The following is a 19,926-nucleotide window of genomic DNA, read 5'->3' as shown; positions in this document are numbered from 1 at the left end:
TATTTTGCTTAACCTAAAAGTGCACTATACAAAACCCCTACGGACTTCAATAAATAGAACTGAAGACTAACAATTAGTGATATAGGCTGAATTTTTTGGTCTTTTTAGAATTAAAGGAAAAGAAGAAGTAATATGCAATTTCCTACAAATTCAGTTCGCAAACTATTACTATTAGATCTATTTCTAGTCTTCTACTTTGGATTCAACTCCTGTTCCTTGTATCTATTACGGAATTCAGATTCGCAAGATAGACAACCTATTACATCACCTCAATCCCAAAAAGAATTTGGCGTCATATTAATATATGAGAATAATCATGCCTTAAACTTAATAGAAGCCCCGTTTAATGTTAAATCGATCTTAGAACCTAAAATATCTGTGTTAGGACTTAAGCTAATAGAAGTTCATTCGGATGCTTCCTATTCTGTAGTAGTTGGAGAATTAAAGAATATTTTAGTCTTAAAAGTATCCAAATTCGCTCACAGACGAGGTTGGTCTTTTTATACTTCTTTATTTACTTTAATGCTTATTCCAGGATTCGAAAGTTGGGACTTGCAAATTGCTGCAAGCTTATATGATTCCAACGGAAAAGAAATACCGATCCCTGCCATTCAATCCCAACCAGTATATAAACAAGTGTGGCTAGGCTGGCCTATTTTTCCTCTCTACTGGTTATCTGAAAAAGAATCAATGGTCGCAACAAATGTGATCAAAGCTGCAAATACAGTACTAAAGGATACCGAACTGGCAGCTCGGATTTCCGGACCCATTGTATCCGATTATAAAATCGTAAAATCTGCGGATTTGGATTTTGGCACTAGTTCGGTTAAGACAAAAATTATCAATGTGCAGAGAGTAGATTCCTATGTTCTCAATATTAAAGGCCATGGCGGAACGCCTAGGCAACAGAGAATTTTTACAGAACACCCCGCTGTGGAAGATTTTCTAAAAGTAACTGTTGATTTTGAAAATCCGTCTGATGCAAATGCGGATGTCTCACCTTTCATTTTTCTTCCGGAACCTCTTTTTTCTCACACGAAAGGACCCCAACTTGGAAATACAGAAAATAAAATGTATCTCTCTCCGGATTTAGCTGCTAAGATCGAATATACTTCTCTCGACCCTCTAAATTTATTCTACTCGGAAACATCTCATCAAAAGTTCACTCTTCGACCTCAAACTAGTGCAAAAAGGATATTTTACTTCCGCTATCTTAAATCTAAAGAACCAATCCAATATAAATACTTTGGAACTCCGATACCGTATCAAAAACCTTTAAATTAATAGAGAAAGAAGAAGAAAATACAGACTTGAATGGATCTTCCAGTCTCCCAACAAGATCCGAATACAAAACCCCAGAAAAACCAATCCGAATATACGAATGGAAATATTTCGCATCCTGTCTTTGGAGTTTGCCGTTAAGACCGCACCTTTAACGATCAAAAACAAAACGGACAAAATGAAAGGTAAATCCACTTTTAAGTTTCTTCCGAAATTGGAACGATTCACAGGGACAAGCCTTTCGATCCTATAACCTTCCGGCAAATCAAATGAATTGATTTTCGATTCGAACTTACGAATATCTCCTATCGAATTAGATCTTAAATGAACGGAAAAAGATAATGTCCTTCTTCTATTTTTATGAAAGATCTTTACCGGTGTTTTATCGTCTTTTCCTGAAGAAATTTCAGAAACAGGAACAAACCTACCTTCCGAATTTCGCACATTAACTTTCTCAAGAGAATCTTTAGAGCCCCTAAATTCGTCCGAAGAACGAACTCTTACGTCTATTTCGGTAAAATTTGAAAAAGATTTAGCGGCTATCCCGCCTTGCAATGTGAACCGAATATCCTCACCCAATTTAGAGGCGTCTAATACTGATCTGGCCGCTTTTTGCGGATCCACATTCATTGTATATTCGTCTCTAGGACCTTTATAGCGCAGCACTACCTCTTCCGTTTCCGGAAAAGATGAAATTTCCTTAGTTATACTTTTTACGATCGCGTCCAATTCTTCATAATTACTTCCGAATACTTCAAATGTAATTCCCTCATCCGCCGCATTCTCCGTATCGGAAGAGAAGAAAATAAATGCCGGACTCTGCTTTCCTATTTTCGATTTCAAGGAATTAAATAGGGACTCGTCTACAGAAATGCCCGATTTCATTTTTAGAATGATCCTGGAGTGATCTCCTTCTACCTTAGAAATAAGATCCTCGGTGATTTTCATCTCCCCTAAGATCTCTTCTACTTTTTCGGAGATCCTATTCGTTAATAAAACGCTTGAGCCGGGGGGAAGTTCCAGGGAGCCAATTACTGCTCGAGTATTCGAAGGATCCGCATAACTTCTGAAACTTGCGGATAAAAAATAAAAAAGAAAAATGATACTAAAAGTGAACACTATTTTTTCACTTCCTATTACAGCGTAATAAGAAAGAAATCTCTTCCCGATTTCGGTTTTTTCGGATCGTTTTATGAAATTCTGAGTAAAAGCGTTGGATTTAATAAGTCTCGCTTTGAAATTCTCAAATGTGGGTAGTTTGTCTTTAATCCTCTCTGACAAAAGAAAAAGCCGATCATCTATGAGGCGTAGCTCCTTTAGGATCGAAAATTTTTCAAAACTCAGTGTACTCGACAAAATATAAAAGATCGAGAAAATCGCTCCACTTGTCAAAGCTTGGAAATAGAAAGCAGATACGTCCTTTTTCAATAGGAAATAGATCGCAAATATCCAAGCTGCACTAAAAAGGACCTCTCCTAATCCTTTTTTCGGAAAAAATGAATTCAGCCTATCCATCGAAATAAAATAAATACAAACACAATTTATTCCGATAGCGTGTAACGCGTTAATGCTTCCAAAAATGATCCCCGTGAATGCGGCAGAACAAAAAAAAGAATAAAAAAGAACTACAATATTTGAAACTGATCTCTTTCTAAAGACCAGTACCGAGAAAATTAGAAAAACAACAACTACACTTAGAAAATATTTTCCTAGATCGAAGATTGCAAGGGAGTATTTGTCATATACTACGGTGATATCGACTTCGTTTTCAAGACTTTCCCGTATTTTTTCTATCTCGGAGTTTAGGGAAGTTAAACCGTTCCCTGCAGTTCTGTAGACGTAAATGCTTACCCCTTCTTTTCCATTCCTTCTAAAATAGGATTCTTTTTCTTTATTGGAAAATGAGATTTTTGCAACTTCGCCTAAGGTCAATATAGCATTCCCGTTATCACGTAAAGGAATGGATGCAAAATCGCTTGGAAGTTTCTTTTTTGCTTTTATATATACGTTGAATTCTTTATTACCGATTTGGGCTTTGGAGACAATCGCATTTGTATTATTTGAACGTATAATTCTCGAAACATCCGCAATACTTAAACCTTCCGATTCTAATCTGTCTCGATCGCAAGCGATTAGAATTTCTTTACTATCTCCTCCTACGATCGAGACTCTTCCTATCCCTGAAATGGCTTCTATTTTTGTTTTAATTTGAGATTCGGCAATAAACCTAAGATCGTTATTAGATACATTTTCTTTGTTTATCGTAAGGATTAGGACTGGGTTCTCCGAAGAATCTGAATATTCTAAAATCGGCTTTCTAACTTCTTTTGGAAATTTTGCTCCTAAGATCTCCAATTTCTCGCGAATATCAGAAGTCCTTTCGATTATCTGCGAATAGGTTTCGAACTGTAATTTTATAACCGATTTCGATGCCTCGGAAATCGATCTCATTTCCAATATTCCTCCGATTGAGGATAGGCTTTCTTCGATAGACGAAGTAATTTCTCGTTCTATTTTTTCTACATCTGTACCAGGAAAGGTAGTTGTGATCGACATTCTCGCCGACTCTCTCGAGGGAAAAACTTCCATGGGAATATCTATAATTGAAACTATAGACAAGATCAAAAAAAAGATCAATAACGCCGCATGAGCGCCCGAGCGATTTCCTAAGGTCTCTCTTAAATTCTTTTGTAATTGCTCTAATATCATTTGTTACGCTTTTTCTTCCATTAGCGAAAACAATAATGGCATAAGAAAAATAGCATTCAACAAGCTAAGAATAACTCCGAAGCCGACCACAACAGCCATAGAAGCTTGAAATTCGGATCCCGGCATTAGAACAAACATGATCGGTAACAACCCAACAAAGGTAGTCGTTGAGTTCATAAGAACAGGCTTCAATATAATGTTAGCGGATTTTTTAGAAGCTATAGGATTGGAAACTTTCTTAGACTTCTCAATCAGAAAATACTCATAAAATAGAACGGCCGAATCGATGGAGATTCCCATCAGCATAATTAAACCTACAAAGGAACTGGCATTTATTGATCGACCGAAGAGAAATAAAAAAGGTATAGCTCCTAAAACAACCAAAGGGATCGTAATTAGAATTCTATTTGCGACTCGTATGGATTCGAACTGCCCGGATATTAATAAATATAAAACGATAAATGCTAAAATTATAGTGAAGGAAAGTTCTTTTATCACTGCCGAGTAGTCTGCGGATTCTTGAAGCCCCAAAGAAATTTCCATCGGAAATTCTTCTGATCTAATGAAGTTATTCACCCCTCTTAATACTTCAGATTCTTTACCAGGATCTGAAAAGAACGTAATGAAATTCGCTCTTTGGCCCCCAATCCCATACAAGTATCTGTAATTATTCTCCTCTTCTATCTCGGACAATTCACTAATAGATACGGATTTCTCTCCCACGGGGATTCCGAAATTTCTGACTGAATCTAAATTTTGGATATCTACTCCTCGGAAAATAAGTCTGATCGGGATCTCTTTACCTTCCAATTCAACACCGGAAAAATAACCTCCCAAAGTTGCGATCCTTAAACTATCTCCAACGGAATCCAATGACCAACCGTATCTCAATAATTTTGATTCATCAAAATTTAAAGTATAAGATCTTACAGAATCACCTAACGCATGAGAGATTTTTCGAACTCCTGGGATCGAACTTCCTTTTGCTTCCAGTCGTTTGCCTAATTTCTCAAGTTCGGGGACTTCTTCACCTTTAAGTTCCAATATGATTTCACTTTCTGCGCCAACAATGGACGACAAAACATCACCCGAATATTTAACGTTCGAATTTAAGTTGGGAAATTCTTCGAACAAATCACTCTTAATTGATTCAACTATCCTGCTAGTGGAACTTCTATGCCAGCTTCCAATTATAAACCTGATTTCAGAACTAGGGTCTACTGTCAGTCCCCCATCCTTACCGGATTGACTTTCTTTCCCTATTCTAGATATCGAATCCGAGACTTGGTATTTTTCTTTTATAAAAGATTCCAAAGCGATTGTAGATTCCTCTACCCTTTCTCGGATCGTTCCGAATGGGAACTTCAAACGAATCGCAAATTCTCCAGTTTCCATCTTTGGCAGAATTTCTTTTGAAATAAAATATACCGAAACTCCCGACAAAAAGATCAAAATAAAGATCCAACCGACAGAGCCTTTAGGGTTTTTAAGAAGTCCTTCCAGTAGCCAACTATGCCATTTGATAAAACGAATTTCATAGGATTCGCTCCTTATAAATAATCTATCGTAAAAGGAATTTTTCTTCGCATACATTAACGGGATTAGATAATAAAGAACCGGTGTAAGTGTGATCGAAATTACAAGACTGACTAGTAAGGAAATAGAAATAGCCAAAGCCATTTCCGAAAATAAAGACCCTATGAATGTTTTTAAAAACACCATAGGTATAAATACTAGCAAAGTAGAGATTGTAGCTATGATTACCGAAAGGATCGTTTCAGAAATTCCACTCATGCAAGCCTTGAGTTTATTCTGACTACTATCTAGATTTCTTTCTATTGCGGAAAGTACGACATTGCTATTATCGAAAAGCATTCCTATCCCGACTGCAAGTCCACCCAGAGACATCATATTCAATGAAAGCCCGAATATCCAGAATAGAAAAAAACTAATGAGCACTGCCGCCGGAACAATTAACATTAAAACGATGGGAGAACTGAAATTTCGCAGTAGTAGCAGACTGACTAAAAAGGCTAGCCCTGCTCCGATCAAGAGAGACAATCTTAGTCCGTTTACCGATTGTTTTACATAATTTGCTTCATCAAAACCCGTTTCGAATTGCACTTCCGACCTGGAAGATTTGTAAATTTGATTCGCTTCTTCGAGGATCCTTTCGGAAACCTCAACTGGGTTTGCCCCGGATTCTTTATAAAAATATAATATAACACATTCTTTTCCGTTAAATAAAGCTTTCTCCGATCTTTTTCTATAATTGATCTTTAGATCCGCAAAGTCACCGAAAAGCACAGGTTCTCCATTCGGGCCGACTGTAATAACGGTTTTACCTAATTCCTCAATAGAACTCGCGGCCCCTTTAACTCGGACCAAGACCTCCTTGTCTCCGGCCGGTACTGAGCCTGCTGGAACGTTCCTATTCGAAAGGACGACCGCTCTGCCGACACTCTGAGGAGAGAGTTTGTATGCAAGCAGACGCTTTGCATCAATTTCGGCCAATATTTCCTTTTCGTAGCCACCGCCGATCTGAAGACTAGCTACACCTTCTATTCTTTCTAAAACCGGTTTCCAATTCTCTTCCAAATAGCTTTTTAATAATACGGGGTTATTTAATTTATCTGGGAAAAAAACCATTTCTAGAAATGGTCCCGAATTGGGATCAAACCTGGAAAGAATTGGTTTCTCTGAATTTTGGGGAAGTAACTCTCTTACTTGTTCTAACTTTTCCCTTAATTCACTTATCTTAAATTCAAGGTCTCTGTTGTTGGCAAAAGTAATGGTGACTTGAGATACTCCCGGTTCGGAAACTGCATAAACTGATTTAACTCCACGAGAACTGCCTAGTCTTTCGGAAATAGGTTTGGAAATTAATGCCTCGACTTCTTCTATTCCTGCAAAAGGAAATTTGGTTTCAACAACCGCTTTTGGAAAACCGATTTCAGGCAATATTGCGATTTTAAGATCGAAAAGAGCGATGATCCCGAAAATAACGAAGGAGACGTAAATGGATAAAATTGTGCCTGGTTTACTTAGAATAACTTTGACTAGTTTTTCCAAACCTATCCCCCTTGTGGAGGATTAGTCGGTTCTTTTTCAATTTCTACTTCTGACCCTTCTTTTAGTCTTGAATTCCCTTCTATAACCACTTGGTCGTTTTCGTTAGGACCTTCGGATAAATAAATGCTATCGCCTCTAGTTTCTTTGATCTTTACCTGGATCTTGAAAGCCTTTCCCTCGCGAACGACAAAAATAGACCCTTCTTTATCGCTACTTTCCAGAAAAGAAATTCTAGGAATTTCAAATACCTTTATCTTATCTCCTTCGAAAGTACGAGTCCTAATAAACATTCCGGGACGCAATTTGATTTCCTTATTGGAAACTTTTGCACTTACTTGGAGAGTATGCGTTTTCTCAACTATATATGGTTGAACACGAACAATTTCACCTTTGAATAATTTATCTGGCAGAACATCTGCGATAACATCGACATTTAAGCCTTTCTTAATTCTTACGGAATCTTTTTCATTCACGTTGAATACTGCAAAAATATTATCTATTTTAGCCACCACTAAAACCGCCTGGCCTTGGCCGGATGCTCCGTTTAAAACATCGCCTCGGGATTTTAGCTTTTGCATTATTGTTCCGTCCATTGGAGAATACAAATCGGATTCTTTTAGATCCTGTAATGCTTTGTTTAGAAGAGTTTCCGTAGAACGAACTGCTGCCTTTGCAACTTCGGTTTCCGCCTTTTCAATCTTTGTATTAATCTCTTTCAAAATAATTAATCGTGCCGCATCCGTTTTAGGGACCGGGTGACCGGACTCTTTTATATCCGAATCAGTCATCCCTAAAGATATGATGTCTAAATCTCTTTTTCCGTTCTCATAAACGGTCGATCTCGCAATAGCCTCAATTCGAGCTGCGTTTAATTCTTCCTGACTGATTGCGCCTTCTTTAAAAACCGCTTCTTTAGCTTCAAAAGTCCTTTTAGCCTTTTCGTATTCTTCTCGGTATCTACTAACCAACTCATTCTGCTTTTTGATCTCTATAAATTTGGCCTGAATTTGTTTTCGAGCCTTCTCGAATTTTTCCTCGGAAAGTTTCAATTGGGCAATCGATGAATCCAGATTGGCTTCTTGCCTTTTACGTTCTTGTTCGAAACTATATTTTTCTAAGCTGGCTAACTTTTGGCCTCTACTGACTCTTTCTCCTTCCTCAACAAAAACCTTTTCGATTCTGCCTGGAACTTTAAAGAAAAGATCAATTTTTTCTTCCGGCTCGATAACACCGGCTGCTTCAATACTTGGAGAAACCTCCACTGATTTTACGGAAGAAACTTTGACTGAGATCTTTTTCGGAGGAGTAATACTAAGTCCATTTTTGAATTTTGGAAGTACATTCCAAACTACTGCGGAAATGAAAAAGATAAATCCGCCCAGTAGTAGAAGTATTTTCGGATGAAATTTACCGGTCCCGTTCATTAACGCCGCATTATAGAAAGGATTATCAAACCTACGATAAGTATAGGAGAGACCCAAATAAAGAATGCCCTACCCTTCGGAAGCGCAAATGTCTCCATAGACAATTTTAGATTACTTTGTAAAAAATACCATAAGCCCATTAACAAGGTTATCATGTATATGGAGGTATAGAAGATTAAAGGTAAAAGTTCCTGTTTCCAACCTTGCGGATATATTCGCGCATACAATAATATTGGAAATAAGCATAATATAAAACGCGAGAATGAAACAATCTCAATTGCCCCCGCTGCCCAAAATGAAGTATTTTTTTCCGAAAATCCTTTCAGAGTCAAAGTCTTAATTCCAATGGAAAAGAACTGAAATAAATAAATAAAAAATACACTCCAAAAGATTGTGTACGGATAAGTATTCATTGAATATAGAAATGGACTAATGTTTCTTTGTTCAAAAAGTTTACTGTATCTCAAGTTCATTGCTTGGATCTCTTGAAAATTTACGGAATAAGAAACAATCAGATTTCCGATTGTATACATAAGTAAAAGAAGTCCTTGTGCTCCAAGAGCGGTAAGAAAGACTTTTCTCGGGTTTTCCAGAATAGTTTCCGAGCTAACCGAAAAATAACGGATAAAGTATTGTTTTATCGGTTCGACTTTAAATTGAATGCTTTGCATTTTTCCTCTTATCTACGAGAAATACTCGGGTCATTATATTCTATTATAGCTTCATTAAGCATGTGAAATTTATTGGCTTTGGATTTGAATCCTGCTCTTGTATAAATTTCTTCCAAACGGATTAAAGTTGGAGATATTGCAGAGGACATATCGACCGCTCGATTGTAGCTTTCGATTGCCTTATCCAATTTTCCGGTTAACTCGTAACGCAAACCATCCAAATGGAATACCTCGGGGCTTTCTATGCCCATACTTCGAATTTCATTTACGGCTTTATCGAAGGCTTTCACGTCTTTTCCTACTAGATAGATCGCTTTCGCTTTCCAGATCATACAATCGACCCTTTTCGGGTCCGAAGAGACACAATTCTCAAAGCTTACTAAAGAATCTGAGAAATTTTTAGAATAATATTCTATTTTTCCCAAAAGAAAGTATGCCTCAGGGTTACTCGAATCAACTTCAATAACTCTAAGCATGAGACCCTTTGCTTTCGGCAAATCGTTCGACTTATAGCTTGTAAGCGCATCCGATAGCAGAGCTTTTACTTCCGATTTTTTGGATATTACCAAATATCCAAAAATACAGATTAGTCCGAGTAACACAGAGCCAATAATAAGATAACTGCGAAGAGTAAGATATGATTTAACTTTTTGTAGTTCTAATTTAATCATTTTTAACCAATTCTCTAATTCGCTTTACAATCCCGGCGGAACTATCGGAAATAACGGAGTCCAGCTTTTCCTTATTACCGCTTGTAATATGTTTCACTTCCCCTATTCTCTTTCCATTTCTACCGAACACTCGTACAAATATCAGCACAGAATACTTTCCGTCTAAAATACTACTTCCGACTTCTTTAAGGATAATCGAAGACTCCGTATATATTTCGAATTTCGTTTTGTCGGCGATTGATTTCAATTCTTGATCGGATTTTCCGACAAATTGAATTTCATCCTTTGGAGCAGCTTCTTGCATTGATGTCAATTTTACATTTGCTTCGTCACCAAACGCGATCCTATTTTTAGGTTGTGCGATCTCTTTTCCGGACTCTTCGATAACAAAAGGAGAAAAGCCCTCTTTAATGAATTCATAATGCAGGCTCTCTTTAAAAATTTCACCTACAAAAGAAGACCCAGTAGAATCTTTTACTTTTATTTCTCCGATAATTACAACACCGCTTTTACCGCCCTCTTTTGCTGAAATTGGAGCAGGGTAAAATTTTTCTAGAATCATCGAGCAATCGTTAAAGAAAGCACCTATCAAAATAATGTATAAAATCTTTCTTTTCATTTTCCCTCCATGACGAATTGAAATTGGTTCTTCAAATTCACTCCATTCACATCTATAGCAGTTGTATCCACGAATAATTGATAGAATGGGAAATTCGCTGGTGCATTGTCCGTCCTTGACAAATTAAAATCACCACCCGTAGATGAATTACCAAAAGCTAAAGCGCCATTGCAAGAGGCTTCTAATTCAGAAAAAGAGGTTATTAACACTCTGCACCCGTAAGGATATGCCGCTTGACAATCAGACCAAGCATAGCTAGCCATCTTGACGGTTGTCAACGGTGGAGATAACCTTTGAAGTCTTACAGCACTCGCAGTTGTTGTCGGATTCATATAGTTACTAAAGATAATTTTGAAGTTATCAGTAGTTACGTCAGAACATGCAGCAGTAGTGGCAGAAGCCCCGCTTCCGTCATCCCCACCTCTGAACTTATATGAACTCGCAGATAAAACGGCAAGTGAACTATCCCAAAAGCAAGAACCAAGTGTCCAGTCTCCTCCAGCAGCGGATCCAACACCCGGAAAGGAAGCAGAACAACCCTGGCTTTCGACTCCAACTGCCTGCACAGTAGGCGACCCGGTAAGACCTCCGACAACGAAACTCGATGTCAAAGCAGTGCTCATTGTATAACCTAAGGCACTTACTGCGTTTGTAGAAATATTCACATTGTATCTAGTACCGTATGTTAAAGGCACATCAGGGGTAATTGTCAGAATCGTTCCGCCACCCGACCAATCATAGTCCCCAGTAAAGGAAGTACTTACTGCTAATTGGGTTACAGAAGTGTTCATCGCTTCCGAAAAAGTTATAACTACGGGGTTCCTAGCTGCAACTGTTCCGAGGCAACCATCGGTAACATCGTTTGAAATAATATCGATATTTGTTCCAGTTCCAGCATTGCAGGCAGACAAAGTTCCATGCTGAACTTGAATGGAAGAAACACTTGGACTTGTTGTTCCTCCACCTGGGGTGCTTCCTACTCCAAAAACAAGATTAAATACGTTTTTTAGATCATGTCCTTTCTCATCTTCGCAATTTTTTGTTATCTTCACGGTATAAGAGCCGTTCGTCAAGTTTTGGGAAGGAGTGAACTCCAAGCTAAATGGGGATAAACTAAAGTATCCTGCAATAGTAGGCGTAATCGAAAAAGCTTCTTGGCAAGTGTATATCTTCATCGTTCGATCAAAAATAATCTGAACGGAAGCAGTCGGAGAAACTCCGGATGTGTTTGTAATTGGAGAACTAGCTAGAACGTTTGGACTTTCTCCTGTACTCAAGTATGGTAAGAATTTCGAAGCATTTGTATTTAGGTTATCACATTGCAAAAATAAGAAAAGTATGAAAGCACTGCTAAGATAAAAATTGATTGAAGTTTGATTTTTTTTCATTTTATTACTCTTTCCCATTAGGAGTCGGAAATAGATCTGCGTTCTTCGGGTTTTCATATAATAATTTTGTTATTATGGAATTCCCCCTTCCTTGATTAACTTTGTAAAAAGGTAGCTCTTGCCATTCTCGGCCGCTCGCATTAAAATACTCGTAACAGGATTGAATATATTTCGCATAACCTTCTGCTAACTCTCCTTGGGCTAAAGAAAGTTCATATTGAATTTTCAGAACCTCTCCCCTTTTTACCAAACCTTCCGACAATTTAACTTTTGATGCTCTATAATTCTCTAAGTGAAGTTCTACTTTTCTATTTATCGCTGTGATTTCCCGATAATTCTCGATAATACGTTCTTTTGAATCTGTGATTTCATGGCTTGCTTGAAGTCTGGCTAATTTTTGAGCAGCCACCGCGTCCACATATTTGATTTCGCCTTCTAAGATTTTTCTGCTTTGAGCGAGGTTATCCATGAATTGAAAGTTTGCGCTATTAAAGGTGTTCTCTCCTTGACCAACAAATTGTGGACCATATCCAGGTATCCTTTGAATACCGGTCCCATCTGTTTGAACACCGTAGTTAGATTGTGTTTGGAATGTAGAAGATCCCAAAGGAAGAACCACAGAAAAATTCATCCCGTAATTTTCATGGCGAACTGGTTGGGTATCGTTTGAATTCTTACCTACATACCCCCCAACTAGGAACTTTGGCTTCCAATAATCTTCAGCGATTTCTTTCTCTTTCTTTAAACGTTCTACTATTATCCGAGTTTTTTTAAGGTCTGGACGGTTATCTTCAAAATTTCCATCATCCTTTTGCAATAAAGGCATAGGATCTGAGAATACATAATCAAAGAAAATGTTTTCTCTAATGGCGACTTCCTCATCACCATCTAGTTGAAGTTGTAATTTTAATTCTCTTAATGATCTATTATACGAACTCTCGCTCTTAGTTACTTCAAGGTGTGCCTGTGCAAGTTTCGATTCTATCTCAGTTAATTCTAATTTTGAACGAAGTCCGTTACGTAATTCTGATTCAATGGCCTTTTTTTGTGATTCAAAACTTAAGTAAAGTCTTCTAGCCGCAACAAATTTGCCGTAAGCAGCTATTGAACTTAGATATTTTCGAACGATTTCAACTTTTGCTTTTCCCAGTTGAATTCGAAATTCTTCCTTATTTAGAGTACTGGAAAGTTTTGCTATTTCAATATTCTTGTTATTTTCTCCGCCATCATACAATAACTGCTGAACAGTAAGACGCACATCGTTATACAAAGAATCAGATTGGCTTTGATTTAGGTTTCGAAGACCGAAATAAGAAATTCCAAACTTCGGAAAATATTCTCGAATTTTCTCGCGAATTACACGCGAATATATTTCATTTTGTCTTTCGATGCTTTGAAGAGTTATATTTCTCTCTAATCCCAGCAAAATCGCTCTATTTAGATCTATTTCAAAAACACTATCGCTTCTGGCCCAAAGAGGAATTGCGGTAATGAAGAAAGCTAATGTTAGGATTGTCGTATTTAGAAATTTTTTATTTTTCATTTTGCTTACTGTTTGCAATTATTAGGGCTCGAATAATTAAGATCTTACATTAGCCTCATTTGTCCCTTTTTTGCCCTCAATAGGTCAACTACGAATTATACATTTTAAACTTTTTTTATTATTTTTGGGACAATTTGTATCTTTGTAAATTTAATCGATTTTCAAAGTTGCATATAATTTCTTAGTATCACTTAAGTAAGAGTTTCATATCTTTCTTCGATGCTGCTCTGAATATATAGAGCCACTGAAATAGAATTTTAACAATTTACTTTAGAATTCTTGCCAATTGAGAATTCATTTTAAAGCTAGAAGCAAAAACAAATCATAGTCAGGAGAAAACCTTTGTCTTTCGTTACGCCATTCGTTCTTATTTGCTCTGCTATATTTTTTTATTATAAATCAGATCGCAGAAAGCTATCCGTTGCCTTTATCTCTATTGCTTCGTTAATCGCCCTTTGGGCTATATTGCTCTTTTCTTTGGAAACAAACATAAGTTTGAATGTGAAATTTATTATAATGAAGTTAATTCCGATTCCTCCATTATTTATTCCATTTCTCGTAAATTATATAATCAGAAACTATTCTAATCCAAATAAGCTCACTCCTATTCCTATGCCTTTTGTTATCGCTCACTTAGTAGCTATTTTAGTGTTTTCTTTTTTATTCTTATTTGGAATAGGATCCGCGATCGCTTTTAACGGGTTATCTTTCTTTTTCAAAGGAGGGATAATTTACAATCTTTCTGTATGCTATATTTATTCTGCTTTGGCTTGGGGTCTTGTCCGAATAGTTTATAATATGCTAAATGGGACCTATTTCGAAAAACTACATTCAATCTATCTTTTCACAGGAATACTATTCTCTTGTCTCTTTTCTGTTGTGTTTTTACTTTTCATCTCTGATCAAGAATTGATACACAATTCGGTATTAGAGCTTGGTTTTTTATTTTTTCTTTGGTTTAGCTGGATTCCGGTAACTAAGTATAAACTATTTAATATCGATTTGGCCGACTTCGGCAAAGACCATAAAGATCCTCGTATTTCTTCAATTGTTATAACAATTAACCGTTATTTATTGAACAAAATTGATCCTATTGGTTATAAAGAAATTTGCGATAAATATGAATTACTAAAGCAAGAAGAAATAAAGAATATTGAAATGTCTGGAATTCAAAGCTTATTAGTTGGCAAAATTTCCGCGGTGGATTACCTAAACCAAACGTCCAAGAAAATATCGAAGATATTCTTTAATTGAAAGGGAGCTTGATTTCCCCGGATTAGAAGCTTGGTAACGGATTATTTTTCATAAATACTTTTTTCTAGATCCAAAAGGTGGCGCAGCGTTCTGTCGTAAAACGATTTAGGCAGATTAAAAATTAAAGACAGTATTGATCGTAGGGATGTACTATTCTTTGCTTGCAATAGAGAATGACATAAGTTTATCACTATCTCACTATCATTCGAATCCATCTTTTCAACTAAATCCACAACCCTTCTTAATTGAATTCCTCCTTTAAATCTTTGGATCTTAATTGAATCCTTGACTATTTCTTCAAATCTTGCAGTCCTTTCTTCCCCTGTCGCGTCCCAATGACCCTTAGCAGTTCTTACAAATTTTTTAGAAATTCCAAAATCCAGTAATAGTTCATTTAGAACCATTTCGTCTATTTTTTCGTTGTCTCTTGCCCATCTATTTAACTTATGTCGAGTAATTCCGGTCTTACTCTCAACCTCTTCAAATCCAACTTTTGAGACAGCGTACAGTAGGCGTAAGGCTTCTGTTTCAAGGTCACGCGGATCATTTACTGATTTTAACGCCTTATCATTTCTCATTTTACGCTCTCAAACAAAAAGTACATTATGCACTTTTTTGACTTGATTTAGTACATTTTGTATTATAGATAGGACTTGGACAATCGTTATTGGAGAAAATAATTCCAAAATTAATTTTGAACCTTCATTTTTGAAAAGGGAGTTGGTCTTCATTATTTCTGGAAAAACTGATTTTATCAAATTAAGCCGAGTCCGAAGAACTATTGTTATAGATCCTCGCATAATTTCAATCTTTGTTCAATTCAATCCAGACACCGGATTCTGAAATTTTTACAAAGAAAAATTCCTCGGTTTTCTCCGGTTTCATTGCCGTAGTCGATATTCGAATTATCTGAATTAGCTTTCGGATCAAAAATACTATGCAGAATTGCTAATAGTAAATGTAAGCAGCTCTTTTAAGGGATAATTTATTGACAATTGTATAGCTTGGAGGAAAGCCAAAGTGCCAAATAGATTCAGTAGCTCAGAATTGATTGAAGACCTTGGAATACGGCATAGATTTTCCATTAAATTAAGAATAGCCCTTAGTAAAAAAGAAACAGGTATCTTCAGCTTACTTTATAGATTTTTCCGGAATTATCATTCGGCTCAAACTAAAAAACGGGAAATATTTCTTTGGAAACTTTTGCTTAAAATACGACTGCAAAGACGGCTAATTAAGTTTTGTAGAAATGAATTACTTACAAAACTTTCCGAAATTAGAAAGCAAAGTGAATTGCTCGAAGACCAAAAAGTAATAATAAATCAGCTTAACGTTGAGCTATCTACCTTAAAAGCTAAGAAGGAAAAATCTACCGCTTCGGCTTAGAGAATGATGATTAATTTAATGAATCTGCTTTGTCTCGGCACTAGAAAGTATTGCCGAAAGATCTTTATAAAAGCAAGCCTTCAAAAAAAGAGAATTAGGCTTCGCCGAAAGACCTTTAAGGAAATGTATTTGCTTTTGGCTCTAAGTAAGGTGAAAATTCTTCTCTCTAACAAAGATTGGAAGCAATTCGAACCTAACGATTTTTTAACTCAAATTCCCTTACTTGCTAAATATCCTCTATTGAAGAATGCTACAGTAGTAGTAAAAGAGCGTTTTATTGAACCTGTTGTTCGTATTTCTTCACATGATGGCACCATAGTTCGCTCCGTCTATCATGGGGTTGTTTTATACCCTATTAGGATCAATGATACCCTTGTGTTCGAAGAATTAGAAGTTGACTTTAGGCGATTCAAGCAAGTCCTTCCCCCTCCCCCATCGAATGCTTATTCACATTTTCGTCTTTAGACAATTATGCGACTCCACTCAATAAGCTTCGACCTCGAATTTTAACGTAGCCGAAAGGGTTTCTGAAAGTATTAGTCAATTCGACTATCTCTTCATTAGTTCCAAAAAGATACGGACTTCTTTCCTTAGACTTTTTTGATTTCGAGTGATTTGAAAAGTCCAAGTATCGTATTTTTGGAACCTGCGGTATCTCGAATTTTACTAAGTTTGCCTTTTCAAGATTCTCATTGGAAGACAATTGGAGCCTTTCTATGAATCTATTAATTTCTTCTTGATTTGGATAAATATCTTCTTTGACTTTCTCTTTGTCTCGGTTCATTAATTCAATTTGTTTGTCTTGATGAACGAGATCATCCGCTAAATGAACTGATTTGCTTGATTGATTAAAAACCACATCAATTGGCACTGGAACTTTATCTGTGAAATACTTTGTAATTATCATCCGTAATGTCTCAGGGAGTTCGCTATTTATAGAGAGCCCATTATCAGAAATAATGCACTGAACTTTTACTAAGACTTCTACGCTTGATCGACTAAGATTAGATTTAGACCAATTAATGAAGGCGTCCCAAGTTGGTTCGTAAGTAGAAGGAATTTGAGGTTCGTTCTTATTTGTATTCTCTGTCGTAACCGAATTTGGTCTTATAGGGGACTCAATTGGTTTGTTTTTTTCAGCCCTTACATTTTTACAAATTCCGTTGATATATGCTAAGTTCTTTTCCATTCCTTGTGCAATAGCTCGCCTTAACGACTCGGAAAATATTTCTATTCCATATTCAGAAACAAGATAATCAAAAGATAAAGTCTGCCCTTTTGTTTTTTGTACTGTAGTGGGATCTAAATAATTCTGGGAACTATGTACATTGAGCGTTTGATTGGAATCAACCGTCTTGGAGAACCCTTTTGATTGTTGTCCATCATCTTGATTGACCACGGTCAAACAACCGTTTGACTGAACATCCTGGTCTTTGAAAAAGTATATTGAATATTTTGATTTAATAATTCTCTGTTTTTGACCTCTTTGATTTAGAGAGAACGAGATTGTAATATCTCCCTTCTCTTTCAGGATCATAAGATACTTTGATACCGTTTGCTTTTTGATTTTAAATTGATTTGCTAAGTATTTGTTTCGAGCAAAGCATCCAGCATCTGGGGAATTGGATTTTGTTTGTGCCTTCTGGTCCAAATATGCGATTTTAGCTAGTAACATCCTCATTTGAGGCCAATAATTAAGAGCGTTAATTTCGGGCGGGATATAATCTCCCCTTACCTCTTGTTTTTGAAGTTCCATAATTGAATCCTGCTTAATTAGCAGCGGACATACCTCCGGCCAGAGGCGCTAACCTGATTTCTAAAAAAAGCCTAAGAAGGATTCTTTCGAACCCGCAAATACGACCCTGCGAAAGATCGGTTTAAAATTATGTCTCTTTCAAACGGGTACAGCTAGTCCCGTACTACGCAAAAAAAAGCAAGTAAAATTATGTCTCTTAAAAATTTTCGGAAGGCGCCCGAGAGAGTTCGCAGGCTCTTCTCGGGCTGTATTCGATTTGCGAGTTCGTTAAGTATTGCACTTAACAAATTCAAGTTAACATAAAAGGTCTTTAAGTACCAGCACTTTTTAGAAAAGATAAAAGTTTTTTTGAACTATATTAAGATCATCTGTGGAAGTACATTCGAATTCTTTGGAAATTGAAATAAGGAAAAAGTAAAATCTAATAATTTAAAAAATAAACTTACTTTATCGAATTGCGGATTCATAAAGCTTTTCTAGCGCTTTTTCTTTTTTATTTAGTAGAGTTTGTTTTTTTGAAATATCATTCTTTAATGAAGATATTTCTTTTTTGAGGTCACTGATTTGTTTGGCACGCGCAGATTTTTTTAGGTGCGGAATTTCCGCACCTGATTTTTTTGCAGATTGCGTTTTACCATCTGCTCCTTTCCTAGATTTCAACTTCGGAATTTTCGAATCTAATTCAAGATTATTTCGAACATTCCCGACGGTCTTGTCATTGACTCCTATTAATTTTGCTAATGCCCGGTTTGAAAGTTCCGGATCCAGTGTTAATAATTTAGCTGCAAGTACTCTCTTTTGATCTGACGTGAAATGCCGTCGAATCAGATTTTCCATAATGGCAAATTTGACGTTTTCTTCCCAAGTTCCTTTTTCATACTCTTCGATAGGAATTTCTGATATTTTAAGTTCCCGACAGGCTCGAAGTCGGTTAGCCCCTGAGAGAACTTGAAAAACCCTGTTTGCGCCCATGTATCCGCGAATAGGATCTTTTACACCGTCTGCTTTGATGGAGTCGCGAATATTTTCGTAGTCCAATTCCTGTATTGGCATGTCGCCCTGAACCTCCATCAATTCAGGTGAGAGGGTTATTTTAGAGACAGAGTAAGGTTGTGATCCGATTTTTTTCATTTTGCTTTTTCTAAAATATTTAAAGCTTTTGCTATGATGCCTTCTCGCAGCGCTTCGGTTACTTTCTTTGGTTCGCTTGCAAACGAAATTGCGGTGGTATTTTTTGGAAGATCGCCTAGTAGAATATCTTCGAAATTTTCTAAAAATTCTCTTGATAATCTCGCCTGATATCCATTGCCGTCTGGTTCTTTCCAGCCAATGAATACTATATTCGGATTTTTCTTATTTTCTCGAACGGAATTTACAGTATAACGCGTTGGCCCTAAGGCTTGAGTAGATATCTCACATGGAACAATAATTGAGTTTGCAAAGAATATCGCTGAACGAGTTATTCCTTGCATAGTTGGTGGAGTATCTAAAATCACAACATCATAGTTTTCGCTTGCGAACGATTCTAATGCTTGGGATAGGGCGAAGGGTGAAGTGGTGAAGAAGACCTGGTCTAATCTATAATCAGCCGGAATCAAGTCTATTGATCCTGGATATAAAGCACGATCTGTTGGATGAACATTTTCGCCTACGACAGGGTCCGACCCGAAGAGGATTTCCACTAAGCCTTTTCGAAAATCTCCCTCTTGAAGTGCGGGAAATCCGAGAACTGAGGAAATGCCTCCTTGAGGATCACAATCCACAACTAATACTCGCTTCCCAGTAGCAGCAAGACTTCTTGCGAAAATAGCAGTATTTGAGGATTTAGTGGACCCCCCTTTTTGATTTACAATTGCGTATGAAACCACTTTGTACGGTTTCATATAGATACATTCAATTAGAAAGCAGAATTTTATAATTTGAAGAAAATGGTCCAAAAAAGCCAGGTGCGGAATTTCCGCACCTGAGCTAGGGGTTTTGATAAAGTTCTATTTTCCAGATGGTCTTTTTGGGGGCCGAATTCTTTCTGCCGTCTTTAAATAGCCATCAGCTTAAATGCACGCATATTCCATAAATTTAGCAGGGTTTATATCTTCGCTTATTTTTATTTTAGTCTTAATCGCTATTCATTGATTATCCAGTTATTGGCTTT

Annotated in this window: 15 protein-coding genes; 4 read left to right on the top strand and 11 right to left on the bottom strand. The window is 36.8% G+C overall.

Annotation, left to right across the window (positions count from 1 at the left end; translation table 11 throughout):
- The first annotated feature begins 132 nt into the window (after positions 1-132).
- A complete protein-coding gene (locus EHO65_RS07515; protein WP_135773517.1) occupies positions 133-1,284 on the top strand; it encodes a hypothetical protein in 1,152 nt (383 codons plus the stop codon).
- On the opposite strand, the gene EHO65_RS07510 is transcribed toward EHO65_RS07515, so the two are convergent.
- From EHO65_RS07510 to EHO65_RS07480, 7 genes are all read right to left on the bottom strand, one after another.
- Positions 1,276-3,990: an efflux RND transporter permease subunit gene (locus EHO65_RS07510; protein WP_135773516.1), complete on the bottom strand. Its 2,715-nt coding sequence runs from the start codon at positions 3,988-3,990 to the stop codon at positions 1,276-1,278. The genes EHO65_RS07515 and EHO65_RS07510 overlap by 9 nt on opposite strands.
- A gap of 3 nt (positions 3,991-3,993) precedes the next feature.
- On the bottom strand, positions 3,994-7,062 hold the full coding sequence (locus tag EHO65_RS07505) for an efflux RND transporter permease subunit (protein WP_135773515.1): 3,069 nt from the start codon (positions 7,060-7,062) through the stop codon (positions 3,994-3,996).
- A gap of 2 nt (positions 7,063-7,064) precedes the next feature.
- Positions 7,065-8,486, bottom strand: coding sequence for an efflux RND transporter periplasmic adaptor subunit (locus tag EHO65_RS07500; RefSeq protein ID WP_135773514.1), 1,422 nt, complete (start codon positions 8,484-8,486; stop codon positions 7,065-7,067).
- Between the two features lie 679 nt (positions 8,487-9,165).
- Entirely contained in the window at positions 9,166-9,828 is a 663-nt protein-coding gene (locus EHO65_RS07495; protein WP_135773513.1) for a tetratricopeptide repeat protein, read from the bottom strand.
- The gene (locus EHO65_RS07490) at positions 9,821-10,447 is read right to left on the bottom strand and encodes a lipoprotein (RefSeq protein WP_135773512.1); all 627 of its coding nucleotides are present in this window, start codon (positions 10,445-10,447) and stop codon (positions 9,821-9,823) included. The genes EHO65_RS07495 and EHO65_RS07490 overlap by 8 nt, the downstream gene beginning before the upstream one ends.
- Positions 10,444-11,835, bottom strand: coding sequence for an Ig-like domain-containing domain (locus tag EHO65_RS07485; protein ID WP_135773511.1), 1,392 nt, complete (start codon positions 11,833-11,835; stop codon positions 10,444-10,446). The genes EHO65_RS07490 and EHO65_RS07485 overlap by 4 nt, the downstream gene beginning before the upstream one ends.
- Positions 11,836-11,839: 4 nt before the next feature.
- The gene (locus tag EHO65_RS07480) at positions 11,840-13,378 is read right to left on the bottom strand and encodes a TolC family protein (protein WP_244243475.1); all 1,539 of its coding nucleotides are present in this window, start codon (positions 13,376-13,378) and stop codon (positions 11,840-11,842) included.
- 342 nt (positions 13,379-13,720) lie between these two features.
- Here EHO65_RS07480 and EHO65_RS07475 point away from each other — a divergent pair, with 342 nt between their 5' ends.
- Positions 13,721-14,632, top strand: coding sequence for a hypothetical protein (locus EHO65_RS07475; RefSeq protein WP_135773510.1), 912 nt, complete (start codon positions 13,721-13,723; stop codon positions 14,630-14,632).
- Between the two features lie 41 nt (positions 14,633-14,673).
- Here EHO65_RS07475 and EHO65_RS07470 read toward each other — a convergent pair whose 3' ends face one another.
- On the bottom strand, positions 14,674-15,210 hold the full coding sequence (locus EHO65_RS07470; protein WP_135773509.1) for a hypothetical protein: 537 nt from the start codon (positions 15,208-15,210) through the stop codon (positions 14,674-14,676).
- A gap of 442 nt (positions 15,211-15,652) precedes the next feature.
- Here EHO65_RS07470 and EHO65_RS07465 point away from each other — a divergent pair, with 442 nt between their 5' ends.
- Both EHO65_RS07465 and EHO65_RS07460 read left to right on the top strand, forming a co-directional pair.
- Positions 15,653-16,018, top strand: coding sequence for a hypothetical protein (locus tag EHO65_RS07465; RefSeq protein ID WP_135773508.1), 366 nt, complete (start codon positions 15,653-15,655; stop codon positions 16,016-16,018).
- A 3-nt stretch (positions 16,019-16,021) separates the two neighbouring features.
- Positions 16,022-16,483, top strand: a complete 462-nt coding sequence (locus tag EHO65_RS07460) for a hypothetical protein (protein ID WP_135773507.1) — start codon at positions 16,022-16,024, stop codon at positions 16,481-16,483.
- Between the two features lie 4 nt (positions 16,484-16,487).
- On the opposite strand, the gene EHO65_RS07455 is transcribed toward EHO65_RS07460, so the two are convergent.
- From EHO65_RS07455 to EHO65_RS07445, 3 genes are all read right to left on the bottom strand, one after another.
- Positions 16,488-17,774, bottom strand: a complete 1,287-nt coding sequence (locus EHO65_RS07455; RefSeq protein WP_135773506.1) for a hypothetical protein — start codon at positions 17,772-17,774, stop codon at positions 16,488-16,490.
- Positions 17,775-18,221: 447 nt separating this feature from the next.
- Positions 18,222-18,905: a ParB N-terminal domain-containing protein gene (locus EHO65_RS07450; RefSeq protein WP_135773505.1), complete on the bottom strand. Its 684-nt coding sequence runs from the start codon at positions 18,903-18,905 to the stop codon at positions 18,222-18,224.
- The gene (locus EHO65_RS07445) at positions 18,902-19,657 is read right to left on the bottom strand and encodes a ParA family protein (protein ID WP_425269334.1); all 756 of its coding nucleotides are present in this window, start codon (positions 19,655-19,657) and stop codon (positions 18,902-18,904) included. The genes EHO65_RS07450 and EHO65_RS07445 overlap by 4 nt, the downstream gene beginning before the upstream one ends.
- Positions 19,658-19,926 lie beyond the last annotated feature (269 nt).

The sequence above is a fragment of the Leptospira andrefontaineae genome, from assembly GCF_004770105.1.
Taxonomy (GTDB): Bacteria; Spirochaetota; Leptospiria; order Leptospirales; family Leptospiraceae; genus Leptospira_B; species Leptospira_B andrefontaineae.
The sequence above is the reverse complement of the archived record's forward strand: the minus strand, read 5'-3'. Positions and strand labels throughout refer to the sequence as shown.

Bases quoted from the DNA above. Each gene is read 5' to 3' on its own strand.
- EHO65_RS07515 (WP_135773517.1), top strand. From the start codon at position 133: ATGCAATTTCCTACAAATTCAGTTCGCAAACTATTACTATTAGATCTA.
- EHO65_RS07510 (WP_135773516.1), bottom strand. From the start codon at position 3,990: ATGATATTAGAGCAATTACAAAAGAATTTAAGAGAGACCTTAGGAAAT.
- EHO65_RS07500 (WP_135773514.1), bottom strand. From the start codon at position 8,486: ATGAACGGGACCGGTAAATTTCATCCGAAAATACTTCTACTACTGGGC.
- EHO65_RS07495 (WP_135773513.1), bottom strand. From the start codon at position 9,828: ATGATTAAATTAGAACTACAAAAAGTTAAATCATATCTTACTCTTCGC.
- EHO65_RS07490 (WP_135773512.1), bottom strand. From the start codon at position 10,447: ATGAAAAGAAAGATTTTATACATTATTTTGATAGGTGCTTTCTTTAAC.
- EHO65_RS07485 (WP_135773511.1), bottom strand. From the start codon at position 11,835: ATGAAAAAAAATCAAACTTCAATCAATTTTTATCTTAGCAGTGCTTTC.
- EHO65_RS07480 (WP_244243475.1), bottom strand. From the start codon at position 13,378: ATGAAAAATAAAAAATTTCTAAATACGACAATCCTAACATTAGCTTTC.
- EHO65_RS07470 (WP_135773509.1), bottom strand. From the start codon at position 15,210: ATGAGAAATGATAAGGCGTTAAAATCAGTAAATGATCCGCGTGACCTT.
- EHO65_RS07460 (WP_135773507.1), top strand. From the start codon at position 16,022: ATGATGATTAATTTAATGAATCTGCTTTGTCTCGGCACTAGAAAGTAT.
- EHO65_RS07455 (WP_135773506.1), bottom strand. From the start codon at position 17,774: ATGGAACTTCAAAAACAAGAGGTAAGGGGAGATTATATCCCGCCCGAA.
- EHO65_RS07450 (WP_135773505.1), bottom strand. From the start codon at position 18,905: ATGAAAAAAATCGGATCACAACCTTACTCTGTCTCTAAAATAACCCTC.
- EHO65_RS07445 (WP_425269334.1), bottom strand. From the start codon at position 19,657: ATGAAACCGTACAAAGTGGTTTCATACGCAATTGTAAATCAAAAAGGG.